17 protein-coding genes are annotated in these 17619 nt (G+C 67.3%); 10 read left to right on the forward strand and 7 right to left on the reverse strand.

Annotated features, from left to right (window positions below; translation table 11 throughout):
* Positions 1–33: 33 nt before the first annotated feature.
* On the reverse strand, positions 34–840 hold the full coding sequence (locus tag AC30QB_RS13660; protein WP_489546771.1) for a DUF3014 domain-containing protein: 807 nt from the start codon (positions 838–840) through the stop codon (positions 34–36).
* Between the two features lie 132 nt (positions 841–972).
* Between AC30QB_RS13660 and glcE the strand changes: the two genes are divergently transcribed.
* The 5 genes from glcE (at position 973) to AC30QB_RS13685 (ending at position 6714) form a co-directional block, all read left to right on the forward strand.
* Entirely contained in the window at positions 973–2082 is a 1110-nt protein-coding gene (glcE, locus tag AC30QB_RS13665) for a glycolate oxidase subunit GlcE (protein WP_489546772.1), read from the forward strand.
* A 4-nt stretch (positions 2083–2086) separates the two neighbouring features.
* Positions 2087–2743 (forward strand): class I SAM-dependent methyltransferase, encoded by a 657-nt coding sequence (locus AC30QB_RS13670; protein WP_489546773.1) that lies wholly within the window; start codon positions 2087–2089, stop codon positions 2741–2743.
* Complete coding sequence (gene glcF, locus AC30QB_RS13675; protein ID WP_489546774.1) at positions 2743–3987, forward strand: glycolate oxidase subunit GlcF; 1245 nt, start codon at positions 2743–2745, stop codon at positions 3985–3987. Before AC30QB_RS13670 ends, glcF begins: the two co-directional genes overlap by 1 nt.
* A 196-nt stretch (positions 3988–4183) precedes the next feature.
* Entirely contained in the window at positions 4184–5212 is a 1029-nt protein-coding gene (locus AC30QB_RS13680; RefSeq protein WP_489546775.1) for a porin, read from the forward strand.
* Positions 5213–5313: 101 nt separating this feature from the next.
* Positions 5314–6714 carry a chloride channel protein gene (locus AC30QB_RS13685; RefSeq protein WP_489546776.1) on the forward strand — a complete coding sequence of 467 codons (1401 nt, stop codon included), beginning with the start codon at positions 5314–5316 and terminating at the stop codon, positions 6712–6714.
* 88 nt (positions 6715–6802) lie between these two features.
* Here the strand turns inward: AC30QB_RS13685 and AC30QB_RS13690 are convergent, their stop codons facing one another.
* The 4 genes from AC30QB_RS13690 to AC30QB_RS13705 all read right to left on the reverse strand — a co-directional run bounded on the left by AC30QB_RS13690 (position 6803) and on the right by AC30QB_RS13705 (position 10197).
* Positions 6803–7183 (reverse strand): hypothetical protein, encoded by a 381-nt coding sequence (locus tag AC30QB_RS13690; protein WP_489546777.1) that lies wholly within the window; start codon positions 7181–7183, stop codon positions 6803–6805.
* Positions 7184–7223: 40 nt separating this feature from the next.
* The gene (locus AC30QB_RS13695) at positions 7224–8210 is read right to left on the reverse strand and encodes a DMT family transporter (protein WP_489546778.1); all 987 of its coding nucleotides are present in this window, start codon (positions 8208–8210) and stop codon (positions 7224–7226) included.
* A gap of 101 nt (positions 8211–8311) precedes the next feature.
* Positions 8312–9094, reverse strand: a complete 783-nt coding sequence (locus AC30QB_RS13700; protein WP_489546779.1) for a serine aminopeptidase domain-containing protein — start codon at positions 9092–9094, stop codon at positions 8312–8314.
* The gene (locus AC30QB_RS13705) at positions 9091–10197 is read right to left on the reverse strand and encodes a zinc-binding dehydrogenase (RefSeq protein WP_489546780.1); all 1107 of its coding nucleotides are present in this window, start codon (positions 10195–10197) and stop codon (positions 9091–9093) included. The genes AC30QB_RS13700 and AC30QB_RS13705 overlap by 4 nt, the downstream gene beginning before the upstream one ends.
* Positions 10198–10316: 119 nt before the next feature.
* Between AC30QB_RS13705 and AC30QB_RS13710 the strand changes: the two genes are divergently transcribed.
* Complete coding sequence (locus AC30QB_RS13710) at positions 10317–10748, forward strand: cupin domain-containing protein (RefSeq protein ID WP_489546781.1); 432 nt, start codon at positions 10317–10319, stop codon at positions 10746–10748.
* Positions 10749–10774: 26 nt separating this feature from the next.
* Here the strand turns inward: AC30QB_RS13710 and AC30QB_RS13715 are convergent, their stop codons facing one another.
* Positions 10775–11620 (reverse strand): DUF4198 domain-containing protein, encoded by an 846-nt coding sequence (locus AC30QB_RS13715; RefSeq protein WP_489546782.1) that lies wholly within the window; start codon positions 11618–11620, stop codon positions 10775–10777.
* Between the two features lie 80 nt (positions 11621–11700).
* Entirely contained in the window at positions 11701–12621 is a 921-nt protein-coding gene (locus AC30QB_RS13720; protein WP_489546783.1) for a LysR family transcriptional regulator, read from the reverse strand.
* Positions 12622–12713: 92 nt separating this feature from the next.
* On the opposite strand from AC30QB_RS13720, the gene argC reads away from it, so the two are divergent.
* The 4 genes from argC (at position 12714) to AC30QB_RS13740 (ending at position 17310) form a co-directional block, all read left to right on the forward strand.
* Positions 12714–13640: an N-acetyl-gamma-glutamyl-phosphate reductase gene (gene argC / locus AC30QB_RS13725; RefSeq protein ID WP_489546784.1), complete on the forward strand. Its 927-nt coding sequence runs from the start codon at positions 12714–12716 to the stop codon at positions 13638–13640.
* Between the two features lie 160 nt (positions 13641–13800).
* Positions 13801–14226: a hypothetical protein gene (locus tag AC30QB_RS13730; protein ID WP_489546785.1), complete on the forward strand. Its 426-nt coding sequence runs from the start codon at positions 13801–13803 to the stop codon at positions 14224–14226.
* Positions 14223–15713, forward strand: a complete 1491-nt coding sequence (locus AC30QB_RS13735) for an ATPase domain-containing protein (protein WP_489546786.1) — start codon at positions 14223–14225, stop codon at positions 15711–15713. Before AC30QB_RS13730 ends, AC30QB_RS13735 begins: the two co-directional genes overlap by 4 nt.
* On the forward strand, positions 15706–17310 hold the full coding sequence (locus tag AC30QB_RS13740) for a diguanylate cyclase domain-containing protein (RefSeq protein ID WP_489546787.1): 1605 nt from the start codon (positions 15706–15708) through the stop codon (positions 17308–17310). The genes AC30QB_RS13735 and AC30QB_RS13740 overlap by 8 nt, the downstream gene beginning before the upstream one ends.
* The last annotated feature ends 309 nt before the right edge of the window (positions 17311–17619 follow it).

Genomic DNA, 17619 nt, shown 5'->3' on the forward strand with positions numbered 1-17619 from the left:
AGCTGCAGGGCTACCGTGCTACGGCATTTGGGGTCAGCGAAGCTGGTCTCGGAAGCGGCGCAGCCAGACCATCAGCTGATGGCGTTGCGCCGCGCTCAGCCGCAGCATGATCTTGCGGCCCGACGACAGCGATTCGAGTTGCGGGTCGACGTATTCGTAGCGCACCCACGGCCGCTCCGAGGGCACGCTGCCTTTCACGTCGGTCAGCATGAGTTGGCCGGGTTGGGCCTGCACGGGCGTGGCGAGCAGGTGCTCGATCACTTCCATCAGACGCGCATGGAAACTGCGACCGGGGTAGCCCAGGCCTTCGTAGGCGGCCTGCAGCTGCGGCAGCATGCGTCGGTACAGAGTGGCCGCTGCGGCGGGGTCGGTGCGCTCGACCATCTGCATGAAGGGCAGGTAGCGCTCGGCATTGGCGGCCGCGATGTGGTTTTGCGCGTCGACACTGAAGCGGCCTTCGGTGGGGTTCACCGGCCACAGGCGCGGCGCCGCATGCTCGCGCGCCAGGTTGTCGATGGTGGCTGCAACGCGCGCTGCGAATCGGTCGGTCTGCAGCCAGCGCACCATCACGTCGCGCCCGAGCAGCGTGGCGAGTGCTTCTTGCACGGCGCCCTCGGTGTCGGCCAGCGGCGTGACAGGCTCGGCGCTGGAGGCGGGGGCGCTGGCCGGCTCGGCCGAAGCGGGTGGCAGCTGTAGTGAAGGCGCTCCGCCTTGCGCGATCGGCGGCGCAGGTTTTGGTTCAAGCGCCGCCGGCCGTGGCCACAGCACATAGACGGCGCCAAGGGCCAGCACGGCGACGAGGGCGGCTGTGATCAGAAGGGTAATGCGTCTGGTCTGCATGGGCCGGGTGGGGCAGTGGCGAAATACGCCAAGTCAAACGAGCTTGCATGGTAGTCCTCGACCCCCATCGGCCAACACGCTGCCGCCAACCCGGCACGCATGTGGACCGCGCATGTGGACAATAGGGCCGCCATGAATGACAACGACCCTGCGCTACAGCACCTGATCGATCGCGTCCTTGCCGCACGGGCCGACGCTTCGCCCCTGCAGATTCTCGGTGGCGGCAGCAAGAGCTTCTATGGTGAAGCACCGCAAGGCGCCGTGCTCGACACGACCGCGCTCGCCGGCATTTCCAGCTACGAGCCCAGCGAGCTGGTGGTGACTGCCCGCTGCGGCACACCGCTGATCGAGCTCGAATCGGTGCTGGCCGAGAAAGGCCAGTGCCTGCCTTTCGAGCCCCCGCACTTCGTGACCCACGCGGCCACTGGCGCCACCGTGGGCGGCATGGTGGCGGCCGGCCTGTCGGGCCCATCGCGTGCCTCAGTGGGCTCGCTGCGCGACTACGTGCTCGGCGCCAGCCTGCTCAACGGCAAGGGTGAGGTGCTCAGCTTTGGCGGCCAGGTGATGAAGAACGTGGCGGGCTACGACGTGTCGCGCCTGCTCGCGGGCTCGCTGGGCACGCTGGGTGTCATCTTGGAGGTGTCGCTCAAGGTGATGCCCATGGCGCCGGCCACGGCCACGCTGCGCTTCCAGATGGAGCAGGTGGCTGCGCTCGACAAACTCAACACCTGGGGCGGCCAACCCTTGCCCTTGAATGCCAGTGCGTGGTGGGACGGCACCTTGCTCGTGCGCCTGCGCGGTGCGCTCGCGGCGGTGCAGGCGGCCATCAGCTCGATGGGCGGCGACGTGATCGAACCCGCGCACGCCAGCCCTTTTTGGGACGGCCTGCGCAACCACACCGACGAATACTTCACCAAGGCGCAGGCCGCGGTGGCCGGCGGCAGCGTGGCGCTGTGGCGCATGTCGCTGCCGCAAACGGCGCGCCCGCTCATCCTGCCTGGCGAGCAGCTGATGGAGTGGCATGGCGCGCAGCGCTGGCTGTGCACCTCGGCCTCGGCCGCCAAGGTGCGCGAGGCCGCCGCGCGCGCCGGTGGCCACGCCACGCTCTTCATGGGCCTGCACAAGCATGGTGGCGCTTTTGCACCGCTGAAGGCACCGCTCGACCGCATACACCGCGACCTGAAAACCGCGTTCGACCCCGCAGGCATCTTCAACCGAGGGCGCCTCTACCCGGGGCTGTGAGCACATGAGCCACGCCACCATCGACAGCATGCAGCGCTACTACGCGCAGCGAGCCAGCGAGTACGAGCGCATCTATGCCAAGCCCGAGCGGCAGGCCGACATCGCCGCGGTAAAGGCCTGGTTGCCACCACTGTTCGCGGGCCGCAGCGTGCTCGAAGTGGCTTGCGGCACCGGCTACTGGACGCCGCACGCTGCCGCGCAATGCGCCTCGTGGATGGCCACCGATTTCAACGACGAGGTGCTTGAGCTCGCGCGCCACAAGCCGCTGCCGCACGAGCGTGTCGAGTTTCAGCGTGCCGATGCGTACGCGCTTAATTTCCCTGCGCGCTTCGACGCCGCATTCGCTGGCTTCTGGTGGTCGCACGTGCCCTTGCAGCGTGCGGCCGAGTGGCTGGCCGGCCTTCACGCCTGCCTCAAACCGGGTGCGCGCGTGGTGCTCATCGACAACCTGTACGTCGAAGGCAGCAGCACACCCGTGTCGCGGTGCGACGAGGCGGGCAACACGTATCAAACGCGCCGCCTTGACGATGGCTCGTCGCACGAAGTGCTGAAAAACTTCCCCAGTGCCAGCGACATGCAGCGCCTGCTGGGCCAGCGTGCACGCGAGTTTCATTGGACGGCGTGGCCCTACTTCTGGGGCTGCACCTACACGGTCACCTGATGCAAACCAAGCTCGCCCCCGAATTCAAGGGCACGCGCCAGGGCGAGGCGGCCGAGGCCATTCTGCGCAAGTGCGTGCACTGCGGTTTCTGCACGGCCACCTGCCCCACGTATCAACTTCTGGGTGACGAGCTTGACGGCCCGCGCGGGCGCATCTACCTCATCAAGCAAGTGCTCGAAGGCGAGCCTGTCACGCAGAGCACGCAGCTGCACCTGGACCGCTGCCTCACCTGCCGCAGCTGCGAAACCACCTGCCCCTCGGGCGTGCAGTACGGCCAGCTGGTCGACATTGGCCGCCGAATTGTGGAAGAGCGCGTGCCACGCCCCGCCAAAGAGCGGGCCGTGCGCTGGCTGCTGAAAGAGGGCCTCACCTCGGCCGCCTTCACGCCCGCGATGAAGCTGGGCCAGACGCTGCGCCCGCTCTTGCCCGCTGCGCTGAAAGACAAGGTGCCGCCCAAGGCGCCACCGCGAGCACACCAGTGGCCCACGCGTGAACACTCGCGCAAGGTGCTGATGCTGATGGGCTGCGTGCAGCCCGCCATGGCGCCCAACATCAACAGCGCCACTGCCCGCGTGCTCGACGCGGCTGGCATACAGACCTTGGTGGCAGACGACGCCGGCTGCTGCGGCGCCATTCGCACCCATTTGGCCGACACCGAGGGCGGCCTCGTCGACATGCGCCGCAACATCGACGCCTGGTGGCCGCTGGTGTCGGCCGGCAAGGTCGAAGCCATCGTGATGAACGCCTCGGGCTGCGGCGTCACGGTGAAGGAATACGGCCACGCGCTTGCGCACGACACCGCCTATGCCGACAAAGCGCAGCGCATCAGCGCACTCACGCGCGACCTGAGCGAGTTGCTGCCCGAGATCGCGCCGCGCCTCAAGACCAAGATGCGCAAGCCGAAAGCCCGAGTGCTCGCGTTTCACCCACCTTGCACGCTGCAGCACGGGCAGCAGCTGCGCGGTGATGTCGAGACGCACCTTGCCACGCTCGGCTTCGAGGTGAAGCTCGCAGCGAGCGACAGCCACCTGTGCTGCGGCTCGGCGGGCACCTACTCGGTGCTGCAACCCGAGCTGTCGCACCAGCTGCGCGACCGCAAGCTCGCACAGCTTGCGGCCACCGAGCCCGAGGTGATCGTGTCGGCCAACATGGGCTGCATCCAGCACCTGCAGAGCGGCACGGCCACGCCGGTGCGCCACTGGGTTGAGTTGATTGACGAGGCACTCACCACCGGCATCGGCTAAGCCGACGAGCATGCACGCATGACAGTGGTGTGAAAGCCCACGCGCTGTCTCTGGCCCTGTCGGCGGATGCCAACGAGCCTCACGACATCTAGGGTTTGTCGCAATAGTTTCCGGCTTCGTTTGATCGAATTCGCGGGTCTTCAAAAAAGACGCTGGTGGCGCTTTGCCACGCTTTCAAACTGTTGGACTATCTTCCATGAACAAGACACTGCTCGCTCTCTCGCTGCTCGCTGGCTTTGCCGGCGCGGCACAAGCCCAATCCACCGTCACCATCTTCGGCGTGCTCGACGCCAATGTGCGTCAGATCGACAACAACGGCACCAAGGTCAAGCAGCTCGGCACCGATGGCCTGAACAGCAGCCGCCTCGGTTTTCGCGGCGTTGAAGACCTGGGCGGCGGCCTCAAGGCCGGCTTCTGGCTCGAAGCCGCGCTCAATGTCGACGACGGCACCCTCAACTCCAGCGGCAAGTTCTGGCACCGCCGCAGCACCGTCGGCCTCGAAGGCAGCTTCGGTGAGATCCGCCTGGGCCGCGACTACGCGCCCACCTACACCGGCATCTCCGACTTCGACGCCTTCGGCGACAGCGGCGTGGGCAAGTTCTCCAACCTGCAGTCCAAGCTCACCGGCACCGTCAACACCAACAGCCGTGCTGACAACGAAGTGCAGTACATCTTGCCCAAGAACATCGGTGGCGTGTATGGCACCCTGGCCGCCGCCCCAGGCGAAGGCACGGTCGGCAACAAGTACGTGGGTGGCCGCGTGGGCTATGCCGCCGGCCCGCTGAACGTGTCGGGCTCTTACGGCACCACCGATGCCAATGGCGCGGCTGACAAGTACAAGCTCGGCTCGCTCGGCGTGGCCTATGACCTCGGCGTGGTGCGCCTGCTGGGCTCGTTCACCCAGATCAAGTTTCTGGGCCTGAAAGAAAACCTGATCGTGCTGGGCGCCACCGCACCAGTGGGCCCGGGTGTCATTCGCGCTTCGTTCGGCCGCGCCGATTTGTCTGGCGGCACCACCGCCACGCGCACGGCCGATGCCGACGACGCCAGCCTGATCGCCGTGGGCTATGTGTACAACCTGTCGAAGCGCACCGCGCTGTACGGCACGTACTCGCGCATTGCCAACAAGGGCGCGCAGACTTTTCAGGTCGGCTCCACCACGCCGGCATTGGCCAGCGGCCAGAAGTCTCAAGGCATAGAAGCCGGTCTGCGCCACTCGTTCTAAGCGGGTGCTGGCCGTCGGGCCTTTGCGCCAAGGGGCGTGGCCCGATCGTCAGGGTGTAGGCTCGTGCGACCAGCAGCGAAGCCACATTTGCCACCTGACCCATGAGCGACCACCAAGACAGCCATATTCGCCAGCCCGATGTGGTGGCCGAAATACGCGGCGACCTGACCGACTGGCGCAAATGGTGGGCCCGCTTTGTCGTGATGGGGTATGCGGTGCTGGCCGGCCTGTCGGTGGTGGCCTTCACCTGGTTGACCGGATACGCATTGCGCGGTTTCGACGGGGTGCGCGGCATGCACCCTCTGCTGCCCTTTGTGTGGACGCCGCTGTGGACGGGGCTGCTGGTCTGGCTCACGGTGCGCTTTGCGCCGGGGGCGGGGGGGTCCGGCATTCCGCAGGTGATGGCGGCGCTGGACAGCGCCACCGCGGAGCAACACCGCCCGCTGTTTGTTTCACTGCGCCTGAGCCTGGCCAAGATCGGCCTGACCACAGGCGGGCTGCTGGGCGGGCTGGCCATCGGGCGCGAAGGCCCTTCGGTGCAAATTGCAGCTGGCGTGATGCAGCACGCGCAGCGCTGGTTGCCCAAGGCCGCCACCATCTCGTCGCACGGCTTGTTGATCGCGGGGGGCGCTGCCGGCATTGCCGCGGCTTTCAATGCGCCCTTGGCCGGTGTCATGTTTGCCATCGAAGAGCTCAGCCGAAAGATCGAGCAGCGCAACAGCGGCCTGATCGTCACGGCCATCGTGCTGGCGGGCCTGATCGCGGTGTCGGCATTCGGCAATGCCACTTACTTCGGCGTGATCCGCGTTACCGCGTTGCCGGCGGGTTTCTTTTTGCCGGCGCTGGTGGTGGTGGTGTTTTGCGGCCTGATGGGGGGCGTGTTCTCGCGTTTGCTGTATGCGTCGATCGTGGGGGGCAAAGACCGCTTCAGCCTCTGGCGTGCGAAGCGGCCGGTAGCCTTTGCGGTCGGCTGTGGACTGGTCATCGCCTTGGTGGGGTGGGTGAGCGATGGCGCCACTTTCGGTAGCGGCTACGACTACACGCGCCGCCTGCTTGAAGGCCACACCGACATGCCCTTGCTGTACGTGACGCTGCGTCTGGTGGCCACCTGGTTGGCAGTGTGGTCGGGCGTGCCGGGCGGCATCTTTGCGCCTTCGCTGGCCATCGGTGCAGGCATCGGCGACGACGTGGCCTTGCTCACGGGCTGGGATGCGAGCTCGGCGGCACTTATCGCGCTGGGCATGGCGGCATTTCTGGCGGCTGTCACGCAAGCGCCCATCACGGCTTTCATCATCGTGATGGAAATGGTGGACGGGCACGCGATGGTGCTCAGCCTGATGGCGGCAGCGCTGGGGGCCAGCCTGATTTCTCGCTGGATCAGCGTGCCCTTGTACAGCGCGCTGGCGCACGCCCAGTTGCGGCGCATTCCGGTCGAGGTGCCGCCACCTGCGGGGGCTCCTCTAGCGCTCACTGACCCTGTGGCGCCCGGCGAGGCGCGCTGACGGGTGGGTCGCAGGCACTTCGACAGGCTCAGTGCGAACGGAAAGTGAGCTTTCGCGAATGGGAAATCTCAATAGTTCGCTGAGCCATTCAGGCCGGTTCGGTGACGGTGCTGCTGCGCGAGGCCGCGCCGATCGAGCCCAGAATGCCTGCCACCACCAGCACGTACCAGAGTGACGCCGTGCTGCCTTCGCTGTGCACCAGCGAGGCAGCCCGCAGCAGCAGGCCGCCCGCCGAGAGCACCGCCAGCACCAGCAGCGAGCCCGATACGGCCATGGCCAGCCCGCGGATATGCGCCGTCTTCGCGCCCACCACGAAGAGCGCAAAGCCCGCGATGCTCAGCAGCGGGAACAGCAGCCACAGCGTGAGGTCGGCCGACTCCGCCAGCCAACCTAGCGGCGCGGCCACGAGCACGCCGCCAGCAAACAAACCCATTGCAACCAGTACAGCGCCTGCGATCAGCAATGCCATGAGTAACCTCTTCGTTGTGGGCCGAGATGGGAAATCATAGCTATGAAGCATGGCCCTCTGCCGCCAGCGGCTCGGGCTGCGTGCGCAAGGCCCACATCACGCCGGCGATCAGCAAGCCGATGCCCATCAGCGTTTCCATCTGCGGCCACGCTTTGCGCAACAGGTAGGCATAGCTCAGCGCGGCCAGCGTCTCGAACACGATCAGTTGCCCGGCCATAGACGGCGCAAGGCGCTGGCTCGCTTCGTTCCAGCACACCGTGCCCAGCCACGACGCGAAGAGGCCGATGGCAAACATCAGCATCAGGAAGTCGGCTGCGCGCGGGCCGAAGGGCATGGGAAAGGCGTTGCCGCTCAGCGCGTGCCAGGCCCAGGTGAGCGCGTACCCCACAAGCGCCAGCGGCAGCGTGGCCAGCCCTTGCGCCGTGGCCCAGCTGCGCGGGTTGCGGTCAGGGTGGGCGCGCAGCCACTCGGCGTTGCGCAGGGGGTACCAGGTCCAGCAGGCCACCCCGCCCACGGCGAGCAGGGCGCCCAGTGCATAGCGTCCTAGATCGGCGCTCTGGTCTTGCCGCAGATGGGTGATCTCCACATGGTTGACGAGCGCTATGCCGGCGCCGATGAGCGCAAGCGACGGCAGCATGCGCGCCCACGGCAGCTTGGCTTCGCCGCGACCGCGGGCACCACCGCGGCCACTGCGCAGGTTGGCGGTGATGGCGATCACCACCGGCAGCGTGCCGATGATCATGGTGGGCAGCGGCCCGCCCGCGCGCTGTATGGCGCTTGCGAGACACAGGTAGTAGATGACGTTGCCGACTGCAGCGAGCTTGAGCGCTTCGAGCCAGTCGGCTCGCGTGAGCTCGCGCAGGCGCTGGCGGTCGAGCCAGCCCAGCGGCAACGCGATCAGGCCGAAGGCGAGATAGCGCCCGAACGACTGCAGCGTGGCGGGGTATTCCGGCAGCATCAGCGGCCCAACGAACACCAGGCCCCACATCAGGCCGGCGGCCAAGGCAAAGAGGAATCCTGTGGTCATGCGGGGGTTGCTCGCTTCGACACGCTCAGGACAGGCCGGGCTGCGCCCGGGCGGGATCTGGCATCGGCGCACATGGTGGGTAGCCGACGAGAGCTTGTGGGCTAGGCACAACTCCCATCGTGCCGAATCGGCAGCACCTCGACCACGCGGTGCCACAGCGGCCGCCACACCGGCCAGTCGTGGCCGCCGGGCATGGTGAACACGTGCGAGGCGGGCAGGTAGCCGCCCAGCACCTCGGCGTTGTGGACAAACCGATCGGACAAGCCGTAGCCCAGAAACAGCGGCAGCTTGTGGCCCGGCGCGGTGGGCTGGGTTTGCGACTGCAGCCAGCGCCACAGGATGTTGTCGATGTCGCCCTCGACCGGAATGGCGGGGGCCTGCCACGCACCCAGGCCGCCTGCGATCTGGATCTCTTGGGTGATCAGGCGCGAGCCGAGGAAAGGCGCGAGCAGCACCACGCCGTCGACCTCGTCGGGGTGCGTGTCGGCATAGAGCATGGCGCCCACACCCCCGATCGAGATGCCGGCAAGCCAGATGTGCCGGTAGCCTTTGGCGCGTGCCGGCACCATCACGTCGGCATGCAGGCGCGTGACGATGCTGCGCCTGTCGTAGTAGCCGGTGTGCGCATCGACCAGCAGCAGGTCGGCCGCGAGATGGCGCTCTCTCACCGCTTGCACGAAGCCCTCGCGCATGAAGTCTTCGGGCAGTGAGTAAGAGCCTGGCAGCAGCACGATCAGGGTGTCGGGCGCTGTGGCGCAACTCGCCGGTTGGGCGATGGTGCGCAGCGGCACCGTCGCCGGCCGCCAGAGTGCGCAGCCGCCGAGCAGTGCCGCCAGCGTCAGGCTGGCCCGCAAGGCGATCTTTTTGCTCAGGCTTGTGCTCATGCGAACAGGATCACGCCACGCGCGTTGCGCCCCTGGGCCAGGTCGTCGAAGGCTTGCGGCGCTTCATCGACGCTGTAGGTGCGGGTGATCATCTCGTCGAGCTTGAGGCGGCCGGCGCGGTACAGGCTGATGAGGCGGGGAAAGTCTTCGCGCGGGCGGGCCGAGCCAAAGTAGCTGCCTTTGAGCGTGCGCTCGCCCGCCGTCATGAGCAGTGGGCGTACTGCGGCGGTGTCGCTCAGGGCCGCCACACCTGCTGTCACGGCCGTGCCGCCCTTGGCCAGCACGGCGCAGGCCTGGGCCACCACTTCGCCCATGCCCACGCATTCGATGGCGTAGTCGGCGCCGCCACCGGTCAGGGTGATGATGGTCTTGACCAGGTTGTCGGCGGTCTTGGCGTTGACGGTGTGCGTGGCGCCGAAGTCTTTCGCCATCTGCAGCTTGTAGTCAGAGGTGTCGACGGCGACGACCATGGTCGCGCCGGCGATCACGCAGCCCTGGATGGCGCTCAGCCCCACGCCGCCGCAGCCAAACACGACCGCGATCGAGCCCGGCGTCACGCCCGCGGTGTTGATGGCCGCGCCCACGCCGGTCATCACGCCACAGCTCACCAGGCAGGCCTTGTCTAGCGGCATCTGCTTGTCGATCTTGACCACGCTGTCGACTGACAGGGTGGCGTATTCGGCCATCACGCCGCAGGCCGCGAACACACCCAGCCCCTCGCCACGCGCATCGCGAAAGCGCGGCTCGGCACCGGGGGCAAACAGGGCCGCGCGGGCCGGTTGGTCGCACAGCGCGGGGCGGCCCGTGGTGCAGTAGCGGCAACGCCCGCACATGCTGACGAACGAGCTGAGCACCGGGTCGCCCACGGCAAACTCACGCACGCCCTCGCCCACGGCCGTCACGATGCCAGCGCCTTCATGGCCCAGCACGATCGGCAGCGGCATCTGGATGGTGCCGTTGACGGCCGACAGGTCGCTGTGGCACACGCCGCAGGCCGCCAGCTTGATCATCACTTCGTTGTGGCCGGGTTCTTTTACGGTGACCTCTTCGACGGTGATGGGGCCATTCACGGCTCTGCAGATCACGGCGCGGGCTTGGGTCATGAGGTCTCCTGCTTGTGGGTTTGAGGATGGGTGATCCGGCAACAGCGTAGCGTACGCGAGGCCTGGCTGGCTCAGGGCGGTGATACCGTCAAGCGCAACCAACCCAGCACAGCCACCCCATGACCAGCGATCCACACCGCGGTGTGTTCACCCCTGCCGAGGCCGTGCCCCTGGCCGCCGACCCTATCAAGCCTGGCACGGTGCTGCAAGGCAGCCCGCAGGCCCGCAGCGGCTGCCACTCGGCCAATGTCGACGGCTGGGCGGCCACCTACATCTGGGACTGCACCGCCGGCCGCTTCAGCTGGCACTACGAGTGGGAAGAGACGGTGATGATTCTCGAAGGCGAGGTGAAGGTCACCGACTCGGCTGGCCGCACGCACGCGTTGGTGCCGGGCAGCATCGGCTACTTCCCCGCGGGGAGCGACTGGGTCTGGGAGGTGCCGGCCTATGTGCGCAAGCTGGCCTTCTTCCGCCGCGAGGTGCCGTGGCCGGCGCGCGCAGTGGGGCGGGTGTTGCGTCTGCTGGGTGCCGTTTGGCACCGGCGAAGCTGAGCCAGGCCACTGCACCAGCCGCATCCTCAGCGTGAGGGAACTCGGGGTTGAGCGTCGGGCGGCACCACCTCGAAGGCGAGCGTCACGAAGCGGCTCTCCCAGGTGTCGGGCACGGTGTCGGACAAGCGCAGGTCGGTGCCGCGCAGCACCCAGCGGCCGGCCAGCGGCGGGGTAAAGCTCACGCGGCCTTGCGCATCGGTCTTCTTCCAGAAACCGATGGGGCCGAGGTCGCTGCGCAGCTGTACCGAGAAGTCGGGCAGCGGGGTGCCGTCGCGCAGCACCTGGAACACCAGCGCGTCGTTGGGGTGAAGGGTGCCCAGCCCGCTCTCCAGCAAGGCGTCCATGCCCATGTCGGTGGGCGTGGCAGTGGCCGGGCTGTTGAGGGGTTGCGCGCGTGTGCCTCGCAGCTCGATGCGCGCGTGCTTGGTGAAGCGCTCTTTCCACTTCACGCCTCGCGCCTGCATCTCGGCCCACGCATCGCGCACGGCTTGTGGCGGCTGAATCTCTCGAAAGTAGACCTGCACGATCTCGGGTGTGATCTCCACTTCGAAGGGCTGCTGCTGCGCCCAACAGCTGAGCGCTGCGCCGGGCGGTGAGGGCTGGGTACGCAGCAGCAAGCCCTTGGGCGTCTCGCGCACGGCGCGCAGCGGCACCGGGGTGGCGCCACTGCGGCAGCCACTGCGCTGCAAAGACGCGGCGGCCAAGGGGAAGTCGTAGGTCGGAAAGCGGTTGCCCGTGCCCAGCGCCAGCATCACGTCGCTGCCGGGCTTGGCGGGCAGGCGCTCGAACCAGGTGTCGTGCGCAAGCGCCTGCGTGGTGATGCCCAGCAGCGTCACGAAGGCTGCGCAGCGGAACAAGCCGGCTCGGGTCATGGCGGGAAACCTCGGGTCTGAATCAAGCACAACACACGACGGAAGGTGTGCCGCATTGTGGGCTCGTGCTCGTGTCGCACTCAAGCCTGGCGCCAGCGCCACAGCACATCGAGCACGTGCTGCGTGGCCACCTCGACCGCGCGGGCGCGGTAGGCAATGCCCAGCGGCCGCCACAGCCGCGGGCGCAGCGGCAGCATGGCAATGCGCGGGTCAGGTGGCAACGCGCTGGCCTCGTGCGGCAGCAGGGCCGCGCCGTAGCCGGCGGCCACCAGGCTCTTGATGGCGTCGTTGTAGTTGAGCTCGATGCGCGCGCGCGGGTGCTCGCCGGCAGCCGCAAACCACTCTGCCGTGAGGCGCGAGAGCCGCGTGCTGGCGTCGTTCAAGATCAAGGGTTGCTGCGCTAGCCAGGCCGGTGTGGCCGTCTTGGCCGTCTTGGCTGACTTGGGTGATTTGGGTGATTTAGAAGAGGCCCACGCCGACGGCACGAAGGCCATCACCGGGTCGCGCCGCCAGGGCTGCACCTTTAGCCCGCCAGCGGCCGGCTGGGGCAGGGCCACCAGGCCTATGTCGAGCGTGCCCGCGGCCAGGCGGGCCATCGTTTCTTGCGAGGTGAGCACGGCCACCTGCACGTTGATGCCGGCGTGTTCCTGGCTCAACACTTCGAGCGCCTGCGGCAGCAGGTGGGCGAGCACACCGGTGGAGGCGCCGAGCCGCACGCGCCCGGTTTGGCCCTCGACCTGGCGGCGCACATCGTCGAGCGCCGCGTCAGCGTCGGCCAGCAGGCGGCGGGCGCGCTCGATCAGCGCCGCGCCCGCGCCCGTGGGCGCCACTTGGCCACGCTGGCGCAAGAGCAGCGGGGCGCCCAGGCGCGCTTCGAGCTCAGACACGTGCAGGCTCACCGTGGGCGGCGACAGATGCAGCGCCCGTGCGGCGGCGGCAAACGAGCCCAGGTCGGCTATGGCCACCAGGGTGCGCAGGCGATCGAGGTTGAGTTCACGCATGGCTTGTCAAAAAGGCGTAGTTCAGAAATGCTGATGTGCAGCTTCTGCAAAAGCAACTTTTACTATCGTAGCCGGTGGCCCAAGATCGGCTCATGAAAACCACCCTGTTCATCGACGGCGACCAAGGCACCACTGGCCTGCAGATCCATGCGCGGCTGCAGGGGCGCACCGACATCACGCTGCTGACCCTGCCCGACGAGCGTCGCAAGCACGCGCGCTGGCGCGCCGAAGCGCTCAACAGCTGCGACATGGCCATCTTGTGCCTGCCCGATGCAGCGGCGCGAGAAGCCGCGGCCATGGTCAGCAACCCCGCCGTGCGCCTGATCGACGCCAGCTCGGCCCACCGCACCGACCCGCAGTGGGTTTACGGTTTCCCCGAGATGACCGCCGGCCAGGCCGCGCGCATTGCTGCAGCGCGGCGTGTCTCCAACCCCGGCTGCTACCCCACTGGCGCGGTCGCCTTGCTGCGCCCCTTGGTTGAGGCGGGCCTGCTGCCCCCCGATCACCCGGTGACGGTGCACGCGGTGTCGGGCTACTCGGGTCGTGGGCGTGCCGGGGTCGAGGCGCATGAAGGGCAGGGCGCTGCGGCGGCGCCACCCTTTCAGGTCTATGGCCTTGGCCTGGACCACAAGCACGTGCCCGAGATTCAGCAGCATGCCGGCCTGTCGGCGCGGCCAATTTTTGTGCCGGCCTATGGCGCGTTCCGCCAGGGCATCGTGCTGATGGTTCCCTTGCACCTGCGGCTCTTGCCAGCGGGTGTGGATGCTGCCCGCGTGCAGGCCTGCCTGGCGCAGCACTTTGCGGCGGCGCCTGAGGTCGAGGTGCTGTCTCTTGCGCAAGCTGCTGCGCTCAATCACCTGGACCCGCAGGCGCTCAACGGCAGCAACCGCCTGCGCTTGGCCGTCAACGCTCACCCGGCGCAAGGCCAGGTGTTGCTGAGCGCGGTGTTCGACAACCTCGGCAAGGGCGCCTCTGGCGCGGCGGTGCAAAACCTCGACCTGATGCTCGCCGCGCGCTGAGCCGCGCCAAAGGTGACTGGCAGGGCTTCAGAGGCACTGCGCTCGCTATGTGCGCTACCGCACCGTTTGCTGACCGGCCTCGCGATAGATTCCGTAGATACGCCGGGCATTCGCCTGGCAAGGGTGACCCAACCCTGGCGGGCCACCCACTGGAACCAGCATGCACAGCGAGGCGCAAGGAATCCAGGCCGTGCTCACGCATTTGGTCGAAGCGGGGGCTGACGCACCCCGCGTGGCAGACGCCGCTGTGGCGGTGTGGCGCAGCGTGGATGCGGCGCTGTCACCCATCGTGGGCGAGCGTGGCGTTGATGCACTCTTCAAACGCAGCCTTTACCTGCAGCGCGACGAGTGCCCGTGGCTGGCCGCGGCGCATGAGGTTGCCCCACCGGGGCGCGACTTCCAGACCTTGCATGCGGCGCTGGCGCAGCGAACCGGCGCTGACGCTGCCACCGCCAACGCCGCCTTGTTGCTGGCCTTTTGCGACCTTTTGTCCACGCTGATTGGCGCACCGCTCACCGAGCGGCTGCTTCGGCACGTGTTGAACCCCCCATCTAGCGGCGACGCCGCGCAGGACATCACGCCATGAACTTCGGCAAAGCAACAATCAACCGCCTGGCCACAGGCGTGCCAGGGTTGGACGAGGTGCTGGGCGGTGGCCTACCCGAGTTCTCTTTCAACGTCATCGCCGGCACGCCCGGCTGCGGCAAGACCACGCTGGCGCACCAGATCATGTTTGCGCTGGCCACGCCCGAGCGGCCCGCGCTCTACTTCACCGTGTTGGGCGAGCCGCCGCTCAAGATGCTGCGCTACCAGCAGCAGTTTGATTTCTTTGACCTCGACAAACTCAACCGCGCCATCCACTTCATCAACCTCGCCGACGACAGCGCCTCTGGCGACCTCGACAAGGTGCTTCTGCGCGTCGGGGCCGAGGTCGCGGCGCATGGGCCGGGGCTGGTGTTCGTCGACTCGTTCCGCTCGGTCGTGCTCGCCAGCCAGGAAAACGGAAGCTCTTTCGCGAGCCTGCAGCACTTCATCCAGAACCTGGGCGTGCTGATGACGAGCTGGCAAGCCACCACCTTCTTGATCGGCGAGTACTTCACCGACAACGACCCCAACCCCGTGTTCACGGTGGCCGACGGGGTGATCTGGCTGCGCCAAAGCGTGCAGCGCAACTCCATGGTGCGCAAGATGGAGATCATGAAGATGCGCGGCCAGCCCACCTTGGCGGGGCTGCACACGTTTCGCATCAGCAGCGCTGGGCTGAATGTCTACGCGCCGCCGCTCGCGGTGAGCGAATTGGCTGGCAACGAGGCGGCCTCTGCCCCGCTGCAGCGCGCCAAATTGGGTGTGGCCGGGCTCGACGAGATGATGGGCGGGGGGCTGCCCCGCGGCTACTCACTGCTGGTGGCCGGCCCCTCGGGCTCGGGCAAAAGCATATTGGCCTCCAGCTTTCTGGTTGAAGGCGCTCGTTGCGGAGAGACCGGCGTGATCGCTGCTTTCGAGCAACGCCCCAACCGGTCGCGTGGGCCAGTGATGGCCGAGCTGATCGAAAGCGGTCGCGTCGGGGTGGTCGACACCCGCAGCGCGGCCTTGTCGGTCGACGAGATCGCGATGCTGGTGATCGCTGAGGTACACCGGCTGAAAGCCACCCGCGTGGTGATCGACTCGCTCTCGGGCTTCGAGCTGGCGTTGGCGCCCACCTTCAGGGAAGACTATCGCGAGTCGCTGGCGCGCATGGTGACGGCGCTCGCCCACACGGGTGCCACGCTGCTGATGACCTCAGAGCTGGAAGACCGCTACGACGAGCTCAGCTTCAGCCCCTATGGCACGGCCTTTCTCACCGACGCGATCGTGGTGCAGCGCTACATCGAGGTCGACAGCCGGCTCAAGCGGGTGATGGCGGTGGTGAAGGTGCGTGCCAGCAAGCACTCCAGCGAGCTGCGCCAGTTCACGATCAACAACGACGGCATCCAGGTAGGCAAGATGCTCACCGACCAGGAAGGCTTGCTGGGCGGCCGGCCGACCCGGCGTGCAGAACCGACCGGGTCGCCCAGCGGCGTGCGCGATGCCTGAAACCACTGCTGAAGGCCTCTCAAAAGGGGCCTCAGTGGCAGCGGCGCGCACCGTCGCCTTGCTCAACGCACAAGCCGAAGCGCTGCGTGAGGAACTCAAGCGCCTGCGCCAGAGTGTGGCCGACGTGCGCAAAGAGACCAACGCTGACAGGTCTGCCTTGATCGTAGAGGCCAATGAGCGCTTGGTGCTGGCCGCGCTGAACGCGGAAAGTGCCGCGCTGACGGCCATCAGCGACCTGGGTGCACTCGCCCAGACCAGCCAACGCGACCCCCTCACGAAAACGCCCAACCGCGCGCTCATGCACGACCGGCTGGTGAGGGCCATCGCCCTGGCGCGGCGGCGCGGTACGCGCCTGGCCGTTGTCTTTCTCGATCTCGACGAGTTCAAGAAAATCAACGACACGTTGGGCCATGCTGCAGGCGACGAGGTACTGCAAATCGTCACCCATAGGCTGGAGCAAGTGGTGCGCGACTCTGACACCGTGAGCCGCCACAGCGGAGACGAGTTCCTGGTGCTGCTGGCCGAGGTGTCTCAGGCCAGCGACGCAGGCGCCATCGCCACCAAGATGCTGGCGGCGCTCGCTGAGCCTTTCGATCTGGGCGACCAGGCGGTGCACCTGTCTGCCAGCCTGGGCATCAGCGTGTACCCCGAAGACGGTGACGACGCGGCCACCCTGGTGAGCCGGGCCGACGTGGCCATGTACCAGTCCAAGCGCTACGGGCGGGGAGGCTTTGAGTTCTACAACAGCGCGGCATTGAACCGCGGCCCTGTGCAGCAGGTGAAGAAAGTGGCGTTGTCCAGCGGTGAAACACAGGCGCGCGACCTGCGCGAAGTCAACGAACAACTGGTGATCTCGGCTCTGACCGCGCAAGCCCTGGAGCGCAGCTCAGACGCAGCCCACCGCCACCAGATCACCTTTCTTGCGATGGTGGCCCACGAGTTGCGTAACCCGCTGGCGCCGCTGCGCGCGGCCGCCGAGCTGCTGAGCCGTGCCCATGCCAACGAGCCCCTGCTCACACGCTTGCAGCTGATCATCGTGCGCCAGGTGCGCCGCATGGCCCGTTTGGTCGAAGACCTGCTCGACGCCTCGCGCGGGGGCTCCGGCAAGTTTCACCTGGAGCGCGCCAGCGTCGAGATGGGCAGCGTGCTCGCCATGGCCGTCGAGGCCTGCCGGCCCACCATAGACCAGCGCCAGCAGACGCTGCACGTGCAGTTGCCGGTGCACCTGCCCGAGCTGCAGGGCGATGCGCTGCGCCTGATCCAGGTCTTCAGCAACCTGATGGACAACGCCTCGCGCTACACCCCCGAAGGCGGCGAGATCACGCTCAACGCCATGGTGAGCGATGCAGCCATCGAGGTGACGGTGTCAGACACCGGCATCGGCATCACGGCCACGGCCTTGCCCACGATTTTCGACCTGTTCGTGCAGGAGACGCGGGCCGTGGAGCTGCGGCGCGGCGGCATGGGCATAGGCCTGGCCGTGGTGCGCGAGCTGGTGCTGGCGCATGGCGGCACGGTGGTGGCGCGCAGCACCGGCCCCAACCTGGGCAGTGAGTTTGTCGTCACGCTGCCGCTGCGAGAGCCGGTCGTGGCTTGAAGCGCTCAAAGATGAGAGCTTTGATTTCCAGCTTCGTTTGCTCTCGGCTTGTCGAAGGGGCGCCGTGCACCGCGCCCCCTTCGACAGGCTCAGGGCGAACGGAATATCGGCTTAGGCCGAACGGAACATCGGCTCAGGCCGAACGGATCATCGGTTCAGCCCGAACGGAATATCGGCTCGGCCGAACGGAATGCGCGCTCAACTCGAACGGAACTCGACAATCTCGCAGCCGCTCAGCCGCTCAGCCGCTCAGCCGCTCAGCCGCTCAGCCGCTCAGCCGCTCAGCCGCTCAGCCGCTCAGCCGCTCAG

Origin of the sequence: Rhizobacter sp., from assembly GCF_046595475.1 — a bacterium.
Taxonomy (GTDB): domain Bacteria; phylum Pseudomonadota; class Gammaproteobacteria; order Burkholderiales; family Burkholderiaceae_C; genus Rhizobacter.

Excerpts from the sequence above, each read along its gene's own strand:
- argC (WP_489546784.1), top strand. The coding sequence starts at position 12,714 with ATGAAAACCACCCTGTTCATCGACGGCGACCAAGGCACCACTGGCCTG.
- AC30QB_RS13660 (WP_489546771.1), bottom strand. The coding sequence starts at position 840 with ATGCAGACCAGACGCATTACCCTTCTGATCACAGCCGCCCTCGTCGCC.
- AC30QB_RS13695 (WP_489546778.1), bottom strand. The coding sequence starts at position 8,210 with ATGACCACAGGATTCCTCTTTGCCTTGGCCGCCGGCCTGATGTGGGGC.
- glcE (WP_489546772.1), top strand. The coding sequence starts at position 973 with ATGAATGACAACGACCCTGCGCTACAGCACCTGATCGATCGCGTCCTT.
- glcF (WP_489546774.1), top strand. The coding sequence starts at position 2,743 with ATGCAAACCAAGCTCGCCCCCGAATTCAAGGGCACGCGCCAGGGCGAG.
- AC30QB_RS13730 (WP_489546785.1), top strand. The coding sequence starts at position 13,801 with ATGCACAGCGAGGCGCAAGGAATCCAGGCCGTGCTCACGCATTTGGTC.
- AC30QB_RS13705 (WP_489546780.1), bottom strand. The coding sequence starts at position 10,197 with ATGACCCAAGCCCGCGCCGTGATCTGCAGAGCCGTGAATGGCCCCATC.
- AC30QB_RS13720 (WP_489546783.1), bottom strand. The coding sequence starts at position 12,621 with ATGCGTGAACTCAACCTCGATCGCCTGCGCACCCTGGTGGCCATAGCC.
- AC30QB_RS13735 (WP_489546786.1), top strand. The coding sequence starts at position 14,223 with ATGAACTTCGGCAAAGCAACAATCAACCGCCTGGCCACAGGCGTGCCA.
- AC30QB_RS13700 (WP_489546779.1), bottom strand. The coding sequence starts at position 9,094 with ATGAGCACAAGCCTGAGCAAAAAGATCGCCTTGCGGGCCAGCCTGACG.
- AC30QB_RS13680 (WP_489546775.1), top strand. The coding sequence starts at position 4,184 with ATGAACAAGACACTGCTCGCTCTCTCGCTGCTCGCTGGCTTTGCCGGC.
- AC30QB_RS13690 (WP_489546777.1), bottom strand. The coding sequence starts at position 7,183 with ATGGCATTGCTGATCGCAGGCGCTGTACTGGTTGCAATGGGTTTGTTT.
- AC30QB_RS13710 (WP_489546781.1), top strand. The coding sequence starts at position 10,317 with ATGACCAGCGATCCACACCGCGGTGTGTTCACCCCTGCCGAGGCCGTG.
- AC30QB_RS13685 (WP_489546776.1), top strand. The coding sequence starts at position 5,314 with ATGAGCGACCACCAAGACAGCCATATTCGCCAGCCCGATGTGGTGGCC.
- AC30QB_RS13715 (WP_489546782.1), bottom strand. The coding sequence starts at position 11,620 with ATGACCCGAGCCGGCTTGTTCCGCTGCGCAGCCTTCGTGACGCTGCTG.
- AC30QB_RS13670 (WP_489546773.1), top strand. The coding sequence starts at position 2,087 with ATGAGCCACGCCACCATCGACAGCATGCAGCGCTACTACGCGCAGCGA.
- AC30QB_RS13740 (WP_489546787.1), top strand. The coding sequence starts at position 15,706 with ATGCCTGAAACCACTGCTGAAGGCCTCTCAAAAGGGGCCTCAGTGGCA.